Annotated in this window: 15 protein-coding genes; 7 read left to right on the top strand and 8 right to left on the bottom strand. The window is 49.5% G+C overall.

Going from position 1 to position 17,423, the window contains the following annotated elements:
* Positions 1 to 5 precede the first annotated feature (5 nt).
* The 3 genes from rpsI (at position 6) to sspB (ending at position 1,887) form a co-directional block, all read left to right on the top strand.
* Complete coding sequence (gene rpsI / locus AB3Y96_RS18970; protein ID WP_025801139.1) at positions 6 to 398, top strand: 30S ribosomal protein S9; 393 nt, start codon at positions 6 to 8, stop codon at positions 396 to 398.
* Positions 399 to 745: 347 nt separating this feature from the next.
* The gene (gene sspA, locus AB3Y96_RS18965; protein ID WP_004091284.1) at positions 746 to 1,387 is read left to right on the top strand and encodes a stringent starvation protein SspA; all 642 of its coding nucleotides are present in this window, start codon (positions 746 to 748) and stop codon (positions 1,385 to 1,387) included.
* Between the two features lie 2 nt (positions 1,388 to 1,389).
* A complete protein-coding gene (sspB, locus tag AB3Y96_RS18960) occupies positions 1,390 to 1,887 on the top strand; it encodes a ClpXP protease specificity-enhancing factor (protein ID WP_072308525.1) in 498 nt (165 codons plus the stop codon).
* A gap of 122 nt (positions 1,888 to 2,009) precedes the next feature.
* On the opposite strand, the gene AB3Y96_RS18955 is transcribed toward sspB, so the two are convergent.
* The 6 genes from AB3Y96_RS18955 to AB3Y96_RS18930 all read right to left on the bottom strand — a co-directional run bounded on the left by AB3Y96_RS18955 (position 2,010) and on the right by AB3Y96_RS18930 (position 7,234).
* Entirely contained in the window at positions 2,010 to 2,891 is an 882-nt protein-coding gene (locus AB3Y96_RS18955) for a MurR/RpiR family transcriptional regulator (RefSeq protein WP_367299953.1), read from the bottom strand.
* Positions 2,892 to 3,067: 176 nt separating this feature from the next.
* Positions 3,068 to 3,538, bottom strand: a complete 471-nt coding sequence (gene nanQ / locus AB3Y96_RS18950) for an N-acetylneuraminate anomerase (RefSeq protein WP_367299952.1) — start codon at positions 3,536 to 3,538, stop codon at positions 3,068 to 3,070.
* Between the two features lie 12 nt (positions 3,539 to 3,550).
* Positions 3,551 to 4,435, bottom strand: a complete 885-nt coding sequence (locus AB3Y96_RS18945) for an N-acetylmannosamine kinase (protein ID WP_367299951.1) — start codon at positions 4,433 to 4,435, stop codon at positions 3,551 to 3,553.
* A gap of 12 nt (positions 4,436 to 4,447) precedes the next feature.
* On the bottom strand, positions 4,448 to 5,128 hold the full coding sequence (locus tag AB3Y96_RS18940; protein ID WP_367299950.1) for an N-acetylmannosamine-6-phosphate 2-epimerase: 681 nt from the start codon (positions 5,126 to 5,128) through the stop codon (positions 4,448 to 4,450).
* Between the two features lie 157 nt (positions 5,129 to 5,285).
* Positions 5,286 to 6,272 carry a LacI family DNA-binding transcriptional regulator gene (locus tag AB3Y96_RS18935; protein WP_072308530.1) on the bottom strand — a complete coding sequence of 329 codons (987 nt, stop codon included), beginning with the start codon at positions 6,270 to 6,272 and terminating at the stop codon, positions 5,286 to 5,288.
* Between the two features lie 53 nt (positions 6,273 to 6,325).
* Entirely contained in the window at positions 6,326 to 7,234 is a 909-nt protein-coding gene (locus tag AB3Y96_RS18930) for an ROK family protein (RefSeq protein WP_175421601.1), read from the bottom strand.
* A 256-nt stretch (positions 7,235 to 7,490) separates the two neighbouring features.
* Here AB3Y96_RS18930 and AB3Y96_RS18925 point away from each other — a divergent pair, with 256 nt between their 5' ends.
* From AB3Y96_RS18925 to AB3Y96_RS18910, 4 genes are read left to right on the top strand one after another with little or no spacing between them, the layout of a single operon-like run.
* A complete protein-coding gene (locus AB3Y96_RS18925; RefSeq protein ID WP_247650281.1) occupies positions 7,491 to 7,832 on the top strand; it encodes a PTS lactose/cellobiose transporter subunit IIA in 342 nt (113 codons plus the stop codon).
* A complete protein-coding gene (locus tag AB3Y96_RS18920) occupies positions 7,829 to 9,247 on the top strand; it encodes a glycoside hydrolase family 1 protein (protein ID WP_367299949.1) in 1,419 nt (472 codons plus the stop codon). Before AB3Y96_RS18925 ends, AB3Y96_RS18920 begins: the two co-directional genes overlap by 4 nt.
* A gap of 20 nt (positions 9,248 to 9,267) precedes the next feature.
* A complete protein-coding gene (locus AB3Y96_RS18915; protein ID WP_072308533.1) occupies positions 9,268 to 10,581 on the top strand; it encodes a PTS transporter subunit EIIC in 1,314 nt (437 codons plus the stop codon).
* 13 nt (positions 10,582 to 10,594) lie between these two features.
* Positions 10,595 to 10,900, top strand: a complete 306-nt coding sequence (locus tag AB3Y96_RS18910) for a PTS sugar transporter subunit IIB (RefSeq protein WP_072308534.1) — start codon at positions 10,595 to 10,597, stop codon at positions 10,898 to 10,900.
* Between the two features lie 45 nt (positions 10,901 to 10,945).
* Here the strand turns inward: AB3Y96_RS18910 and AB3Y96_RS18905 are convergent, their stop codons facing one another.
* Both AB3Y96_RS18905 and gltB read right to left on the bottom strand, forming a co-directional pair.
* Entirely contained in the window at positions 10,946 to 12,364 is a 1,419-nt protein-coding gene (locus AB3Y96_RS18905; RefSeq protein ID WP_072308535.1) for a glutamate synthase small subunit, read from the bottom strand.
* Positions 12,365 to 12,378: 14 nt separating this feature from the next.
* Positions 12,379 to 16,836 (bottom strand): glutamate synthase large subunit, encoded by a 4,458-nt coding sequence (gene gltB / locus AB3Y96_RS18900; RefSeq protein WP_367299948.1) that lies wholly within the window; start codon positions 16,834 to 16,836, stop codon positions 12,379 to 12,381.
* Between the last annotated feature and the right edge of the window lie 587 nt (positions 16,837 to 17,423).

Genomic DNA, 17,423 nt, shown 5'->3' with positions numbered 1-17,423 from the left:
AGGCAATGGCTGAAACTCAATACTACGGCACTGGTCGCCGCAAAAGCTCCGCCGCTCGCGTGTTTATCAAACCGGGCAGTGGTAAAATCGTAATCAACCAACGTTCTCTGGAACAGTACTTCGGTCGTGAAACTGCCCGCATGGTAGTTCGTCAGCCGCTGGAATTGGTTGATATGGTTGAGAAATTCGATCTGTACATCACCGTTAAAGGTGGTGGTACTTCTGGTCAGGCTGGTGCGATCCGTCATGGTATCACCCGCGCTCTGATGGAGTACGACGAGTCCCTGCGTGGCGAACTGCGTAAAGCTGGCTTCGTTACTCGTGATGCTCGTGAAGTTGAACGTAAGAAAGTCGGCCTGCGTAAAGCACGTCGTCGTCCTCAGTTCTCCAAACGTTAATGTTTTTCTGCTTCGGCAGAGCATTAATAGTAAAAGCCCGGCTTGCCGGGCTTTTTTGTATTTGCAAGCAGTCGAAAAACGCGGAAATTTACGTGTCGTAAACTTATTACGCCATGAAATAACCAACGCTTCCCCACAACACCGTCAAATTCTGTTAAACTGTCTCCCACTTTTGCGCCCTGTTATCCGTACAATTGTTGAGCAATAGAGGTACTAAATAGCCTAACCTGTTATTTATGCTTCATTTTTATTGCTTATACGGCTGTCAGGAGTGACAACAAATATCTGGATAGCGCTGCCCGATGGCGGCTATTCATACCGTTTTCTAGATAAACTTGGAGGTTTTCATGGCTGTCGCTGCCAACAAACGTTCGGTAATGACGCTGTTTTCCGGCCCGACCGACATCTTTAGCCATCAAGTACGTATCGTACTGGCCGAAAAGGGTGTCAGCGTCGAGATTGAGCAGGTTGAGATGGATAACCTGCCGCAGGATCTGATTGACCTCAACCCGTACCGCACAGTACCCACGTTGGTTGACCGTGAGCTGACTCTGTATGAATCCCGTATCATCATGGAATATTTGGACGAGCGTTTCCCGCATCCGCCATTGATGCCCGTTTATCCAGTTGCCCGTGGTGAGAGCCGTCTGATGATGCATCGCATCGAAAACGACTGGTATTCACTGCTGCACAAAATTGAAAAAGGTACTGCTCAGGAAGCTGATAACGCGCGTAAACAGCTGCGTGAAGAGCTACTGGCTATCGCGCCGGTATTTACTCAGAAGCCATTCTTCATGAGCGACGAGTTCAGCTTGGTTGACTGCTATCTGGCACCGCTGTTATGGCGTTTGCCGGTTCTAGGCATTGAATTGTCTGGCGCTGGTTCTAAAGAATTGAAAATCTATATGACTCGCGTCTTTGAGCGTGATGCATTCTTGGCTTCGATGACTGAAGCTGAGCGCGAAATGCGTCTGCATACCCGAGGCTAATCATGGAATTGTCTCAAATGTCGCCACGCCGCCCGTTCTTGCTGCGTGCCTTCTATGAGTGGTTGCTTGATAACCAGCTTACGCCGCACTTGGTGGTTGATGTTAACCGCCATGGCGTGATGGTGCCGATGGAGTTTGCGCGCGATGGTCAAATCGTATTGAACATTGCACCGCGCGCCGTTGGTAATCTTGAGCTGGGCGATGATGCCGTTCGCTTCAATGCGCGTTTTGGCGGCGTTCCTCGTAACGTCTACGTGCCTATCTCCGCAGTTATGGCGATTTACTCGCGTGAAAACGGGGCCGGTACGATGTTTGAGCCTGAACCTGCTTACGAAAACGAAATGCCGTTGATGTCGGTAGAAGACGATGAAACGACAAGCGAGCCGAGCATGACGGTGATTGATGGCAATTTGCCGGATATTCCCGTTGAGTCTGATGACGATGGCGATGAGCCAACGCCGCCGCCTCGCGGACGACCTTCATTGCGCGTTGTTAAATAGTAATGCTAAGTAACAGCGTTAAATAACAGCGTGAAGTCGGGTTGTTAAGTGAATGAAAAGCCAGTCATCTGACTGGCTTTTTTGTATCTGAAATCGGGCAAGGCTGTGGCGCTATGGCCAAATTATTTTGCTATGTCTAATGCTTTCATGGTGCGCATTTTGGTCTCTCTCGCCTGTTCTGGCGCGGTTTGAACTAGCAGCGTGTACAGTAAATCTAAGACGAATAACTGTGCCGTTTTAGTCCCAATCGAGTCTCCTTGCAGCGTACCTTGCCGATTACCGTTGATGAGGCTGAAATCGGCCACCGCGCTCAATGGAGAGCCTAAATTATGCGTTAGTGCGACGGTGGTTGCTCCGGCTTGTTTCGCTAACGTGAGCGCATGTACCGTTTCTGGTGAACTCCCCGAGTGGCTGATGGCAATCGCAACATCGCCAGCGTTGAGCAGCGTAGCCTGCATATACATGAAATGATTATTGGTCACGGCATCAACCCGTAGCCCAATACGCATTAGTTTATGTTTCATGTCTTCTGCTGTGATGCCCGATGAACCCACGCCAAAAATATAGACCGACTGGCTGTTTCTCAGCGCGTTAACCACCTGACTGACCTGATGCATATCTAATAAATTGAGCGTTTCAGACAACACGTTGTTGATCGTATTTTGGAGTTTTAAGCCAATGGTGTGTGCATCATCGCTATCTCCAATTTCAGCATCGAGCAACGGCGCATTGGCTTCAGGTTCTGCGGTGGCCAGCTCGATGGCCAAATCCATTTTGAAGTCTTGAAAGCCTTTATAGCCCAGCGTACGACATAAACGGATCACGGAGGCTTCGCCCGCCTGTGTTTCTCGGGCAAGTTCGGCGATGGAAAACTGCGTTACGCGTTGAGGGGAACGGAGAACATACTGCGCAATGCGCTGGGCAACACGAGTCAGGCTGTTTTGCATCGCACCTAAGGTGTCGAGGATTTTCCCCGGTTTAAGGCGAGGGGCTTGAGGCTGCATAAATTCCCTGTTTTCACCTGTTTAAGGCGATCGTGGTTGCGGAGAGTCGATGTGATAGAGCGTAGCAAGAGTGAGATGTTAAAAAAAGCGTGATGTAAACATAGGGGGGTATATATACACCACGCGGTCAAAGAGGAACCGTGGTCTTACTGCATTGTTATTATTATTTGGAAATCTCAGCGAGCAAGACAGCTTTGCCGCACTTTGATCACCGCTTTTTTAATCGTCTGCGATTGGTCTGTGATGCATCCCGGCTTATGCGGTTCTCCGGGGAGAAACACCGCAAACATGCCCGCTTGCATGTGAAGCGTTTGGCGCGGTTCCACCTTGCAGCACAGCTGATAGTCATCGTCTTCATGATAAGTATCGAGTTCTTGTCCTGAGTTGGTGGGCCCAAAATCTATACGCTCATTACCGCTAAGCAGGATTTGAATGTCAGCATAGTCGCGGTGCTGTTCGTAACGCTTGCTTTGCGCATCGGTGGTTTCAAAGGCCATCACATTGATAAAGATCTCATTGCCATCGATCTCATAGCGTCCGGGTTCTAGCGTTTCGGGCGCTAAGGCTAATGCTTGTTTTACGATCGCACATAGAGCGGCGGGGAGATCGGCCTGTTGGTCAATATCGGTTATTTTTCCCAAAATCATAAAGCCATCCTTTTAGTCTTTATTCAGGTTCTGTTCGGCAGCAAATAACGCGGCGCCAATCAGCCCAGCGTCATGTTTGTAGCGGGCAGAAAAAACAGGGAGATGAAACGGCGGTGGTAATAAGGCAAGGCCGTTCTCGACCTGCTGACGATAGCCCTGTGCCAAACCAACGCTGCCTCCTAAAACCACGCACTCCGTATCTAAAATAGCTTTAAGGTTTGCGATCAGCTGGCAAATAGCCTGAGCTGAATGGGCAATAAGCCGTTTGGCTTGAGGGTTGTCGTTTTGCGCGGCACTAAAAATCTGGCGTGCATCTTTTCCCTGCAACTCATTTTGAGCCGCGGCGGCGATGGCTCGGCCTGAAGCAATAGATTCCACACAGCCAATACGGCCACAACCGCAGCGAGGACCGTTTGGATCGGCCTGCGTGTGACCAATATGCCCTGCGAATGCGTGAGGGCCGGTTAGGAGCTGGCCGTCGATAATCACGCCGCCGCCGACGCCGGTGGAAACCGTAATAAAGGTGATGTGTTTAAATCTGTCTGCTAGATAGCGATATTCGGCCCATGCTGCGGCCTGCGCATCGTTTAGTACCGTGCAGGGAAGTGCGGTTAGCCGCTGCAGGGTTTGCTGAAGTGGAAACTGGTTTAGCCCACCGAGATTGTCGGGGTTGAGCGCCGTGAGTATACCGTTATTAATGATGCCGGTAGAGGCAACGGCGACGCTCTGTGCTTTACCTTGATAAGGCGCTACCAGCTGCGCCAACGCCTCTTCCAGAGCTAGAGGTGATGAACTGGCTGGGGTCGCGATTTCAAGACGCTGCGATATCTGGCTGTCTGCATCGATAAGCGCTGCGGCCAGTTTGGTTCCACCAATATCAATGGCGAGTATGTTCATCGTGCGCTCCGTCTAGCGTTTAACGGCGTGACTAAACCATTGGCAAATATGCTCAATACGCGTGATGGCTGACCCCACGGTAACGGCCCATGCTCCGTGTTCAACGGCTTTTCCGGCCAGAGCGGGGGAGTTGTAGCGCCCTTCGGCAATCACTCGACAGCCTGCATTGCTTAATGCTGACACCATAGCCAGATCCGGTTCTTCCTGTATGGTCGGGCCGGTATAACCGGACAGCGTGGTGCCAATAAACTCAACGCCTTTTTGCTGGCAGTTGAGGCCTTCCTCTACGGTTGAACTGTCTGCCATCGCCAATAAACCATGCTGGTGGATGCGTGCAATGAGTGCGTCGATATCAACCGGACGTGAACGGAAAGTCGCATCAAAGGCGATGATATCGGCTCCGGCCTCTGCCAGCGCATCGACGTCTTCGAGATAAGGGGTAATACGTACCGGTGAATCAACTAAATCGCGCTTGATGATCCCAATGATCGGCACCGCAATGTGCGGGCGCACGGCTTTCAGATTTTCAATTCCCTCAATGCGTATGGCAACCGCACCAGCGGATACGGCGGCTTGTGCCATGGCCGCGACGATCTCTGGGCGATCCATTGGGCTGTTCGGCACCGGCTGGCATGAAACAATCAATCCGCCCTGATCGCGTACGCGTTGTTCTAAATCGGTTAAGAGTGACATTCTGCTCCATCCTGAAAATTTTATTGAAGTTAAACTCCAAAATACAATATGAGATGGAGCCATACGGCTTCAAGCAAAAGGTGACTAAAACGTGAACAGCGTCATAAAGCCGGGGCAGAGAGAATAAAAAACGGAGCCGAAGCTCCGTTTCTATGATCTAAGAAGTTAACGTGCTTGCCCTGATCTTAAGCTCCACAGGCAATAGCTGTTGCTGTGGTTCATCAGGAGCATTGAGAAGCATCGCCACCGCTGCTTTTCCCAAGGCTGCCTTATCAATAGCCATCGTGCTTAGCGGCGGATTCCAACGCTGAGCACTATCAATATTGTCGAATCCAGCAATGGCGATATCTTCGGGAATTTTCATTCCCCTCTGTTGGCAATGGCTCATTACCGTCATTGCCGCGGCATCGTTATAGCAAAAGATGGCATCAGGTGCCGGAGAGAGGGAGAGCAAATCATCCAAGGCATAAACCAATGATGGCTCAAGCTCAATGAGAGGAGGGGCAATAATGTCATATTGTGGCGAAACCAGTACTCCCGCGTCATACAGCGCCTGACGATAGCCTCGTTCACGCTGGCGAATACTGTAGTGTGCAAGGCTACTGGCTAAGAAGGCAATACGCGTATATCCCTGTTCGAGAAGATGCTGGGTCATCTGATAGCCACCGCTAAAATTATCGGCGTTGATACAGCTAATTCCGGGTACACAATGGTCGATAATAACCAACGGTAGCGGCATTTTTTGCAAAACATCTACAATCTCAGGTTCGATAAAGCCGGCGCACAATAGGGCATCAGGGGCGTGTAGTCCAACCTGCTGAGAGACATCGTCGGTAGGACCTAGGGCCAGAAAACTCAGTGCAATTTCATGTTCGCGGCACGCATTCTCAACGGCTAACAATACCGGAGAATAGAAATTCAGCGCGCTAGTGGTGTTGTGCTGTCGGTGCAGGATAAATAATACGCGTTTAATTTTATCGTTGCGCAGTCGAGAGAAATCATAGCTAAGGCTCCGTGCCACAGACAAAATGCGTTCGCGAGTTTGCTCACTGAGCCCCGGTTGTCCTTTAAGCGCTCGCGAAACTGCACCGAGAGATACGTTGGCAGCTTCTGCGATATCTCTAACCCTAACCGACTTTGTCATTATTCTTGTCCTGCTTATTTATTGAAGTAGTGAACCTCGCCGGCGATTTGTGGCTAATGCGCTTGGCGGCCTATCCATGCGGCACCGCGTACACCGCTACTGTCTCCGTGCTGGGCCATTTTAACAGGGGTATTAAACGAGGTATTAAAAATATACTGACCAATTTTATCGGTGAGTCCCTGATAAATAAGCTCGACCTGAGAGAGGCCGCCACCGAGAATGATGACATCAGGATCGAAAATGTTCACTACCGAGGCTAATGCTCGCGCCAGTTGGTCTTGATAGAGTGCGAAATATGTCAGAGCCTCTGCATCCTGTTTATGTACTCGCTGGAAGAATTCAGCCGCCGATCCTGACTCTATGTTTGTCACCAAAGAAAACCTATTGGCTAATCCTGTGCCAGAAATAAAAGACTCAGTGCAATTCATCTGTCCACAATAGCAAGTAGCCGGAGCCCCATCTCGCTGAGGGTGATATCCGGGGAGCGGGTTGTGTCCCCATTCGCCGCCGTTGCCGTTATGGCCGCGTAAGAGTTGCTGATTGACGGTAAGTCCACCGCCACAACCTGTACCTAAAATTGCGCCAAATACGCTATTTCCATAACGTCCTGCACCGTCAATGGATTCTGATAGCGCAAAGCAGTTAGCATCGTTGTCCCAACCTATTTTTTGCTGCAAGTGTTTTTCAAGATCTGAGATTAAAGGCTGTTGATTTAAAACTAGGATATTAGAGTTTTTGAATAGTTTAGTTTCTCTATCTTCTGTTCCTGGTAAACAAATTCCGATGGAAAACTCATTCTTAAAATCTGAGCGAATGGTTTCAATAAGTTGGGTAATGGTTGTGAGAAAGCCTGAATAGCTGGATTTATCCGTGGCGATTCGCTGAGTAAATAAAATCTTTCCCTGCTGATCCAACATAACTGCTTCCGTTTTTGTTCCTCCAATATCGAGTCCTAAATTCAACATTTCTATCCCTCTATAGATATAAATTCATCGTGTTTATATTTTGTTTACTAAACATATATTTCGATGTTAATCGAAATTACCTGTCCTATTTCGATCAACTTACTGTGTTTTCGCAGATAGTAATACACCCAGTAGCGTTCAAAGTGATAGCTATCACAAATATAACACTTGGTTATTATTTTTGTTTACTAAACATTTTTTGGCGCTCATTCTGATTTTAATTATTGAAATCCCCATGATCCTAGAGGCGAGTATGAGCGATATTGAGTTTGATTATGAGCAAGTGGTTATGAGCATTATTGTGAATGCAGGGCAAAGTCGTAGCTGTGCATTTAGCGCTATTCAGGCGGCAAAAAGTGGCGACTTCGCACAGGCAAAACTCTTGCTCGTAGACGCTGAAAACTCACTACGTGAAGCTCATCAGGTACAAACCTATCTGATTGGTCAGGATGAAGGCCAAGGAAAAGTACCTGTTCATCTCATCATGGTTCATGCGCAGGATCATTTGATGAATGCGATTCTTACCAAGGAAATAGCGGGAGAATTAATTGATGTTCATCAGCAGCTCTCTGCATTAAAGGAGCGCTCTGTATGAATAATTCAGCCAAATTTTTAGCCTTCCCAAATGATTTTTGGTGGGGCAGTGCATGGTCCGCCGAGCAGGCAGAAGGGCGTGGTAACACGGGCAAAGGGCGTACCCAGTGGGATATGTCATGGGACAAGTACCCCAACCGCTTTTATCGTGGAATCAATACTGATGTCACCACCGACTTCTTTAACCGCTATCGCGAAGATATACAGCTGATGAAGGCGACGGGTCATAACTCTTTTCGGCTTTCAATTTCTTGGGCTCGAATGTTTCCGCAAGGAGATGGAGAGGTCTGCGCCGAAGCGGTTGCGTTCTATCGCGATCTGTTAGGAGAGATGAATCAGCAAGGAGTGAAGCCATTTGCCAACCTGTATCATTTCGATATGCCAGAGGCGATGATGCTAAAAGGTGGGTGGGAAAATCGCGACGTTGTTGATGCTTATGTGAATTTCTGTGATACCTGCTTCCGTGAGTTTGGGGATTTGGTCTATCACTGGTTTACCTTCAACGAACCATTAGGGCCCGTGTTAGGCGGATATATGGAGGATTTTCATTATCCGAATGTCGTTGATTTCAAACGTGGCGTGCAGGTTGCGTTTAATACTATTTTGGCAAGCGCCATGGCAGTACGGGCATTTAAAGCATATAGCTTAGAGAGCAAAATTGGCATTATCCTTAATTTAAGCCCAACGTATCCTCGCAGCGAAAATTTACTCGATTGCGAAGCGGCTGAATATGCCGATCTTTTCTATAACCGTAGCTTCCTTGATCCTTCCGTTAAAGGTACGTTTCCAACCAAACTGGTAGAAACGCTCAAGAAACATGACCTTATTCCAACTCATACAGCAGAAGATTTAAACATAATATCTGAGAATACGGTGCAGATTTTAGGCCTGAATTACTATGAGCCTCGCCGAGTCAAAGCGCGTACTTCGGCGGTAAACCCTCATTCGCCGTTTATGCCTGAATGGTATTTTGAAAGCTATGTGATGCCGGGGCGTAAATTTAACCCGCACCGTGGTTGGGAGATCTATGAGCAGGGTATTTATGATCTCTGTATCGATATTCGCGATAACTACGGCAATATCGAAGCTTTTATTTCTGAAAGTGGTATGGGCGTTGCGAATGAAGAGCGTTTTATCCAGAACGGTCAGGTTCAAGATGAATATCGTATTGGTTTTATTAAAAACCATTTAGCCTATTTACATCAGGCGATTGTCGATGGGTGCAATATCAAAGGTTATCACCTTTGGACATTTATTGACTGCTGGTCATGGATCAATACTTATAAAAATCGTTATGGATTAGTGGCGCTCGATCTTGATACCCAACAGCGCACGATTAAAAAAAGCGGTGAGTTTTATAAATTGCTCAGCGAGCGAAATGGTTTCGAGTTTGACGGACTTTACAACGATTTCTAAACGTAATGCGCCAAGGATAGATGATGAAATTTGTTGATAATGCTGTAATGGTCGCACAGCGTATTGGGGGACAGGTACACCTACGTTCCCTACGTGACGCGTTTGCCACGCTAATGCCTTTCTTTGTGCTGGCAGGGCTAATGGTATTAGTGAATAACACGCTGATAAAACCTGATGGCGTATTATCTGGTTTTATCAGCAACACATATTTAGCTCAGTGGCAGGAGGTCGGGAATTCAATTGTTAACGGTTCACTGAATTTTATTTCAGTGCTGATTGCGGGAGCTATTGCTTATCATCTTTGCCAAAACAAAAACTATGCCGATCCTATTGCACCAGTTTTGCTTTCCATTGCAACGGTCGTTATTTTTATGCCGGAAAGCATCCATCTCACTGACGTATTAACTAAACAAGGCGTAACGGTTACGGGCGGAATATCGTTTGCCTCAACCGGTTCTGCTGGCATGTTTGTTGGGATATTAACGGGGCTTGCCGTTACCTCCTTGTTTATTCGGTTAGCGGGTGCTAAGCGTCTGCAGGTTAATATTAGCGGTGATGCTATTCCACCAGCGGTGGTCCGTTCATTTAATACGCTGATCCCGATAATGTTAACGATGATTATTTTTGCGCTGTTTTCGTTTGCGGTAAAATCGCTCAGCGGAATGGATGTGAATACGCTGATAGCCACCATGATTCAGCAACCGTTAAAGTCGGTGACAACCAGCCTCCCCGGTTTTTTACTGATTACGACTATTGCTAATCTGTTCTTTTCTGTTGGGATACATCAGGGGGTTATTTCTGGAGCTGTGCTAGACCCTTTCCTGCTGAACAATATGCAGGAGAATACGCTGGCGTTTGCTAACCATCAGGAAATACCCAACATCATCTGTATGGCATTTAAAGATACGTTTGGTGTTATGGGAGGCTCGGGAAATACCATTGCTTTACTGATTGCTATTTTGCTCTTCAGTCGTAAACAGGATTACCGTGATATCGGTAAACTATCGACTGCTCCTTGTCTGTTTAACATTAGTGAGCCGATTATTTTTGGTTTACCGATTGTATTTAATCCAGCGTTGATTATTCCTTTTGTTTTGGCTCCGCTATTTAGTCTTACAGCCGCATATTATGCGACGGCATGGGGTTGGATTAATCATGTTACGGTGCAAATTCCATGGACGACTCCACCGATTCTGTCCGGTTTCTTAGCGACCGGAGGCGATTGGCGAGCGTCGGTATTACAGGCCGTCATTATTGTAATAACGGTATTCTTCTATCTTCCTTTCCTGAAGTTTGCTGAACGTGTAGCAATGGCTCAGGCAATGAAATCTTAATGAGGTTTTCGTGATGATTAAAATTATGTTGGTATGTAATGCGGGTATGTCCACCAGTATGCTGATGAGAAAAATGGAAACTGTAGCCCAAGAAAAAGGAATTGAGGCGGAAATCTGGGCGATCCCAGATGCGAAACTCAATGAAGAGTGGCAAAAAGCTGATGTGATTTTATTAGGGCCACAAGTGGGATATTTGAAATCACGTGTAGATACCATTACTGAAAAAACACGTCCTGCCGAAGTTATCCCTATGATGGATTATGGTCGAATGAACGGTGCTGGAGTATTAGAGCTGGCATTGAAGTTAGTGAACGCATAAATAACTTAGGCAAAAAAGAGGCGGGAGAATTCCCGCCTCTTCACGTTACACCTCTAGATAGTTCATGATCCCTTCAGCGGCTTTACGGCCTTCCGCAATGGCGGTGACCACTAAGTCAGAGCCACGAACCGCATCGCCACCGGCAAAAATTTTCGGATTGCTGGTTTGGAAGGCATTATTGCTGCCTTCTGGCGCCACGATGCGTCCCTGCGTGTCCAGAATCACATCGTGCTCGGCTAGCCAACTCATCGCGTGAGGACGGAAACCAAACGCCATCACCACGGCATCGGCATCCAGCACATGCTCAGAGCCCGCGATAGGCTGCGCGGTACGACGACCTGCAGCATCAGGTGAGCCCAGCTCGGTGCGTACCATTTTTACTCCGCAAACGCGGCCAGCGGCGTTGAGCTCAAGGCTTAACGGTTGCAGATTGAACATGAATTCCACGCCTTCTTCTCGCGCATTTTTTACTTCGCGCTTTGAGCCTGGCATGTTTTCTTCATCACGGCGGTAGGCGCAGGAAACCTGCGTTGCGCCTTGGCGAATAGACGTGCGCACGCAGTCCATGGCCGTATCGCCACCACCGAGCACGACCACGCGCTTGCCTTCCATGCTAACGTAAGGCTCTTCTTCCGTAGCGGCGTAACCCATCAGCTGCTTGGTATTCGCAATCAGGAACGGTAGCGCATCGAATACGCCGCTGGCGTCTTCGTTCTCCAGACCGCCACGCATCGATTGATAGGTACCCACGCCAAGGAAAACGGCATCGTATTCATTGAGTAAGTCGCTAATCTGCACATCTTTACCCACTTCCGTGTTTAAGCGGAACTCGATACCCATGCCGCTGAAGATTTCACGACGTTTGGTCATCACTTCTTTTTCCAGCTTAAAGGCCGGAATACCAAAGGTGAGTAGGCCGCCGATTTCTGGATGACGATCGAACACCACCGCCTGAACGCCGTTGCGGGCGAGGACATCGGCACAGGCCAGTCCAGCAGGGCCTGCGCCAATCACGGCAACGCGCTTGCCGGTTGGCTGCACGTGTGACATGTCAGGTTTCCAGCCCATGGCTAAGGCTTTGTCATTGATATAACGCTCAATGTTGCCAATGGTCACGGCGCCAAACTCGTCGTTTAAGGTGCATGAACCTTCACACAAGCGATCTTGCGGACAAACGCGTCCGCACACCTCAGGCAGGCTGTTGGTTTGGTGCGCCAGATCGGCGGCTTCCATAATCCGCCCTTCATTCGCCAGCTTCAGCCAGTTTGGAATGTAGTTATGGACCGGACACTTCCACTCACAGTATGGATTGCCGCACGACAGGCAACGATCGGCCTGCGATTTCGCCTGTGTTTCAGAAAAGGGTTCGTAGATTTCGACGAACTCGATCTTACGGATCTTGAGCGGTTTTTTTGGCGGATCTACGCGCTGTAGGTCAATAAATTGATAAACGTTCTGGCTCATATTCTTCTCCGCCCTTACTGCGCCTGTACCCGCAGCTCAGCTGCGGAACGGCTACGGTGACCTAACAGTGCTTTTACATCGCTGGATTTTGGTTTGATCAAAGCAAACTTTGGTGCCCATTCAGGCCAGTGCGCCAAGATCTCCTCGCCACGACTAGAGCCGGTCAGTTGCACATGCTCGGTGATTAAACCGCGCAGATGCTCTTCGTGGATTGCCAGCTGATCCATACTCAGCACTTCAACCAGTTCTGGGTTAACGCGTTTGCGGAATTCACCGTCTTCGTCGAGCACGTAAGCGAATCCACCGGTCATACCTGCACCGAAGTTGATACCGGTGCGACCCATGACGCAGACGATCCCGCCGGTCATGTATTCACAACCGTTATCGCCGATACCTTCAACCACGGTAATAGCACCGGAATTTCGTACCGCAAAACGCTCACCGGCGCGGCCTGCTGCAAACAGCTTGCCGCCGGTTGCGCCATACAGGCAGGTGTTGCCGATAATACTGGCCTCATGGCTACGGAAGGCAGAGCCCACCGGAGGGCGAACCACGATCTTGCCGCCCGCCATGCCTTTACCAACGTAGTCATTGGCGTCGCCCGTTAGCGTTAGCTCTACGCCGCCGGCGTTCCACACACCGAAGCTTTGACCGGCGGTGCCGGTGAACTGTGCCTTGATCGGATCGCTTGCCAGCCCTTGATCGCCATGTTGTTCAGCAATGGCACCAGACAGCGATGCGCCAACGGAGCGGTCGGTATTACGGATATCAAAGAAGACGGTTTTGCTTTGTTTGGCTTCGATATTGGCCTGAACCTGCGCTAATAGCTCTTTGTTGAGCAAGCCTTTATCAAATGATGGATTACTTTCGGTGCAGTACACCGCTTTACCCGGTTTAGGTTCTGCTGTTTTCAGCAGCGCAGACAGATCCAGCTTGTTTTGCTTAGCGGTGAAACCGTCGAGCTCAAGCAGCAGGTCGGTACGGCCAATTAGGTCGACTAAACGAGTGACGCCAAGCTCAGCCATCAGCTCACGGGTTTCGCGGGCGATGAACTGGAAGTAGTTAGCGACGCGCTCTGGCAAACCATGGAAGTGGTTGCGACGTAGTTTTTCATCCTGAGTTGCCACGCCGGTTGCGCAGTTGTTGAGATGGCAAATACGCAGGTATTTGCAGCCCAGCGCCACCATCGGCCCCGTACCAAAGCCGAAGCTTTCTGCTCCTAAAATTGCGGCCTTGATAATATCGACGCCGGTTTTTAGCCCGCCATCAACCTGCAACCGAATTTTATGGCGCAGACCGTTGGCCACTAACGCCTGTTGAGTTTCAACCAGACCCAGTTCCCACGGACAGCCTGCATATTTCACTGACGACAATGGACTTGCGCCCGTACCGCCATCGTAGCCCGCGATGGTAATGAGATCCGCATAGGCTTTAGCAACGCCGGTAGCGATAGTACCAACGCCGGGTTCAGACACCAGTTTGACGGAAATCAGCGCCTTTGGATTCACCTGTTTTAAATCGAAAATCAGCTGGGCCAAATCTTCGATAGAGTAAATATCATGGTGCGGTGGTGGTGAAATCAGCGTCACGCCGGGAACCGAATAGCGCAGTTTGGCGATATATGGCGTCACTTTGTCGCCCGGCAACTGGCCACCTTCGCCCGGTTTTGCACCCTGAGCGACTTTGATCTGAATAACGTCGGCGTTAACCAAATAAGCTGGGGTTACGCCGAAACGACCTGAAGCCACCTGTTTGATTCGGGAAACTTTATTGGTTTTGTAGCGCGCAGGATCTTCGCCGCCTTCACCGGAGTTAGAAAAGCCGCCTAAGCCATTCATCGCTTCAGCCAGTGCTTCATGTGCCTCTGGGCTCAGTGCGCCGATAGACATGGCAGCGGTGTCAAAACGCTTAAATAGCTCATTGGCTGGCTCAACGCTTTCGACGGGAACCGCATCACCTTTCGGCGTAATTTTTAGTAGATCGCGCAGCGTTGAAACTGGACGCTCGTTAACCAACTTGGCATATTTTTGGTAATCGCCGTATTCACCGCTTTGTACCGCAGCCTGCAGGGTGTTCACCACGTCAGGGTTGTACATGTGGTATTCGCCGTCGTGAACGTATTTCAGCAGTCCACCCTGATCCAACGGCTTACGCTTCAGCCATGCGCGTTTAGAGAGGTTTTGCAGATCCTGCTGGAAATCACTAAATCCGGCGCCGCCGATACGGCTAACCACGCCTGGGAAGCACAGGTTGCTGACGTCACGATGTAAGCCCACGGCTTCAAACAGCTTAGAGCAGCGATAGGAGGCGATCGTGGAGATCCCCATTTTCGACATGATCTTGTACAGACCTTTGTTGATGCCGTTGCGGTAGTTCAGCATCACGTCACGGTATTTTTTATCGATAGCGTGAGAGTCTGCCAGCTTAGCCAACGTTTCATAGGCTAAGTAAGGATAGATAGCCGTGGCACCAAAGCCTAATAGAACGGCAAAGTGGTGCGGGTCGCGTGCGCTGGCGGTTTCAACAATGATGTTGGCATCGCAGCGCAGATTTTTTTCGACCAAACGCTGTTGGATAGAACCCACCGCCATCGGCGCGGGTACCGGCAAGCGTTCTGCACTGATGTTTCTATCTGATAACACCAACAGTACGGCACCGTGGCGAACTTTTTGCTCGGCCTCTTCGCAGAGTGCATGAATAGCCTGCTGCAAATCGGTTTGCTGCGGATCGAACGTGAGATCAAGCGTATCTGCACGATAATGTTCGCTATCTTGCGTGGTGAGCTGGGTAAAGTCAGAGTACAGCAGGATTGGCGATTTGAAGTTCAAGCGATGAGCCTGACCTTCCGCTTCGCTAAACACGTTCATTTCGCGGCCAATGCTGGTGGACAGCGACATTACATGCGCTTCGCGCAGCGGATCGATTGGCGGGTTGGTGACCTGTGCAAACTGCTGGCGGAAATAGTCATAAATGATGCGCGGGCGGCTAGAGAGCACGGCAAACGGGGTGTCATCGCCCATAGAACCGGTGGCTTCTTGTCCGTTTTCGCCCAGCACGCGCAGGATTTGATCTAATTCTTCGCTGCTATAGCCAAACTGTTTTTGGAACGTTAGCAGCTCATCGTCGCTCAGTTCACGTTTGCCAACCTGATCGTCAGGCAGATCTTCAAACGGAACGAGGCGCTTAACGTTGCGCTCCATCCACTCTTTGTACGGGTGGCGGCTTTTTAAATCATCGTCGGTTTCGGCTGAATGCAGGATGCGCCCACTGCGGGTGTCGATGACCATCAGCTCGCCGGGGCCAACGCGGCCTTTTTCCAGCACTTCGTCTGGCTGATAATCCCAGATGCCCACTTCAGACGCGCAGGTGATGAGTTTATCTTTGGTAATGACATAACGAGCAGGGCGCAGACCGTTGCGATCGAGGTTGCAGGCGGCAAAGCGCCCATCGGACATTACGATACCGGCAGGGCCATCCCACGGCTCCATGTGCATGGAGTTGAAATCGAAGAACGCGCGCAGATCGGCATCCATATCGGGGTTGTTCTGCCATGCCGGTGGAACCAGCAAACGCATGGAGCGCACGATGTCCATCCCGCCGCTGAGCAGTAGCTCCAGCATATTATCCAACGAGCTGGAGTCCGAGCCAGTTTCATTAACGAAAGGCGCGGCGTCCTGAAGATCTGGGATCAGCGGAGTTTTAAATTTATAGGTTCTGGCGCGCGCCCATTGGCGGTTACCGGTGATGGTGTTGATTTCACCGTTGTGGGCCAGATAGCGGAACGGCTGAGCCAGCGGCCAGCGTGGAACGGTATTGGTGGAGAAGCGCTGGTGGAACAGGCAAATTGCCGATTCCAAACGCAGGTCAGCCAAATCGAGGTAGAAGCGCGGCAGGTCGGCGGGCATGCACAGACCTTTATAGATCGTCACCAAATTAGACAGGCTGCAAACGTAGAAGTCTTTATCCTCAATACGTTTTTCAATGCGACGACGAGCCACAAACAGACGACGCTCCATATCGCGTGGACGCCAGCCCGCAGGCGCGTTAACAAATATCTGTTCGATGCGAGGCATGGAGGAAAGGGCGATTTCGCCTAACACATCCTCGTTGATAGGAACCTCACGCCAGCCGATAACCGACAGCGTTTCGTTTTGTAGTTCTTCTTCAACAATCCGGCGGCTGGCACGGGCTTCATTTTCGTCTTGGCTGAGAAAGATCATGCCGACGGCGTAATTTTTGGCTAAACGCCAGCCACGCTCTTCGGCCACCATGCGGAAGAAGCGATCGGGTTTTTGCAGCAGCAGACCGCATCCGTCGCCGGTTTTGCCATCTGCCAAAATCGCGCCACGGTGTTGCATACGTGCGAGCGCATGGATCGCGGTACGGACGACTTTGTGGCTTGGCTCACCTTCTATATGGGCGATCAGACCGAAACCACAGTTGTCCTTTTCAAGGGATGCATCGTACAACATATCAGTGAACCTCCCCAGGCTCTGCATTACTAACCATCTTTACTGCGAGTGGGATAGTGCATAACCATTCGGCACGCGCATCCGCCTCGGCTATTGTTTACTTGGGATAAGCCCGCAAGCACTCAATAGCGTGTTTCGAGGGAGTCGTAAATGACTGCATAAAAATGACGAGACGTTAGCCCGTCTAGAAAAAATCGTTAAAAAAACATTTAGCTTCCAGCGGTCTTTCAACTTATCTAGAAAGAGTACGTAGGTCAAATGTGGGCATGCTCACACTTCAGAAGATGATATTCCCATGTAGTTATTTGATTTAAAATGGAAAACTGATGTTTTTCGCTGTTTCTGTAAGTCAAGCCAAGCCAAGAGAAATGTGAGCTGACTCACTGTAGTGCAAGGCTATTATTTATGCACCGTGCTAGAGCAATTCACTTTAATAGTGAATTATATTGTGAAATTAAGTTTTCACGTTGGTTATCACTATTTTTCATCTCAGCAACATCATTGTGTCAGTCGCTTGAAAATAATAAGAATTCTTTATTACCGGTGGTTTGAATTTATTATCATTAATAGTGATTTTTTATTCTTAA

Origin of the sequence: Hafnia alvei, assembly GCF_964063325.1 — a bacterium.
GTDB lineage: Bacteria > Pseudomonadota > Gammaproteobacteria > Enterobacterales > Enterobacteriaceae > Hafnia > Hafnia alvei_B.
Note: the sequence above shows the minus strand (reverse complement) of the source record. Positions and strands in the feature narration are given on the sequence as shown.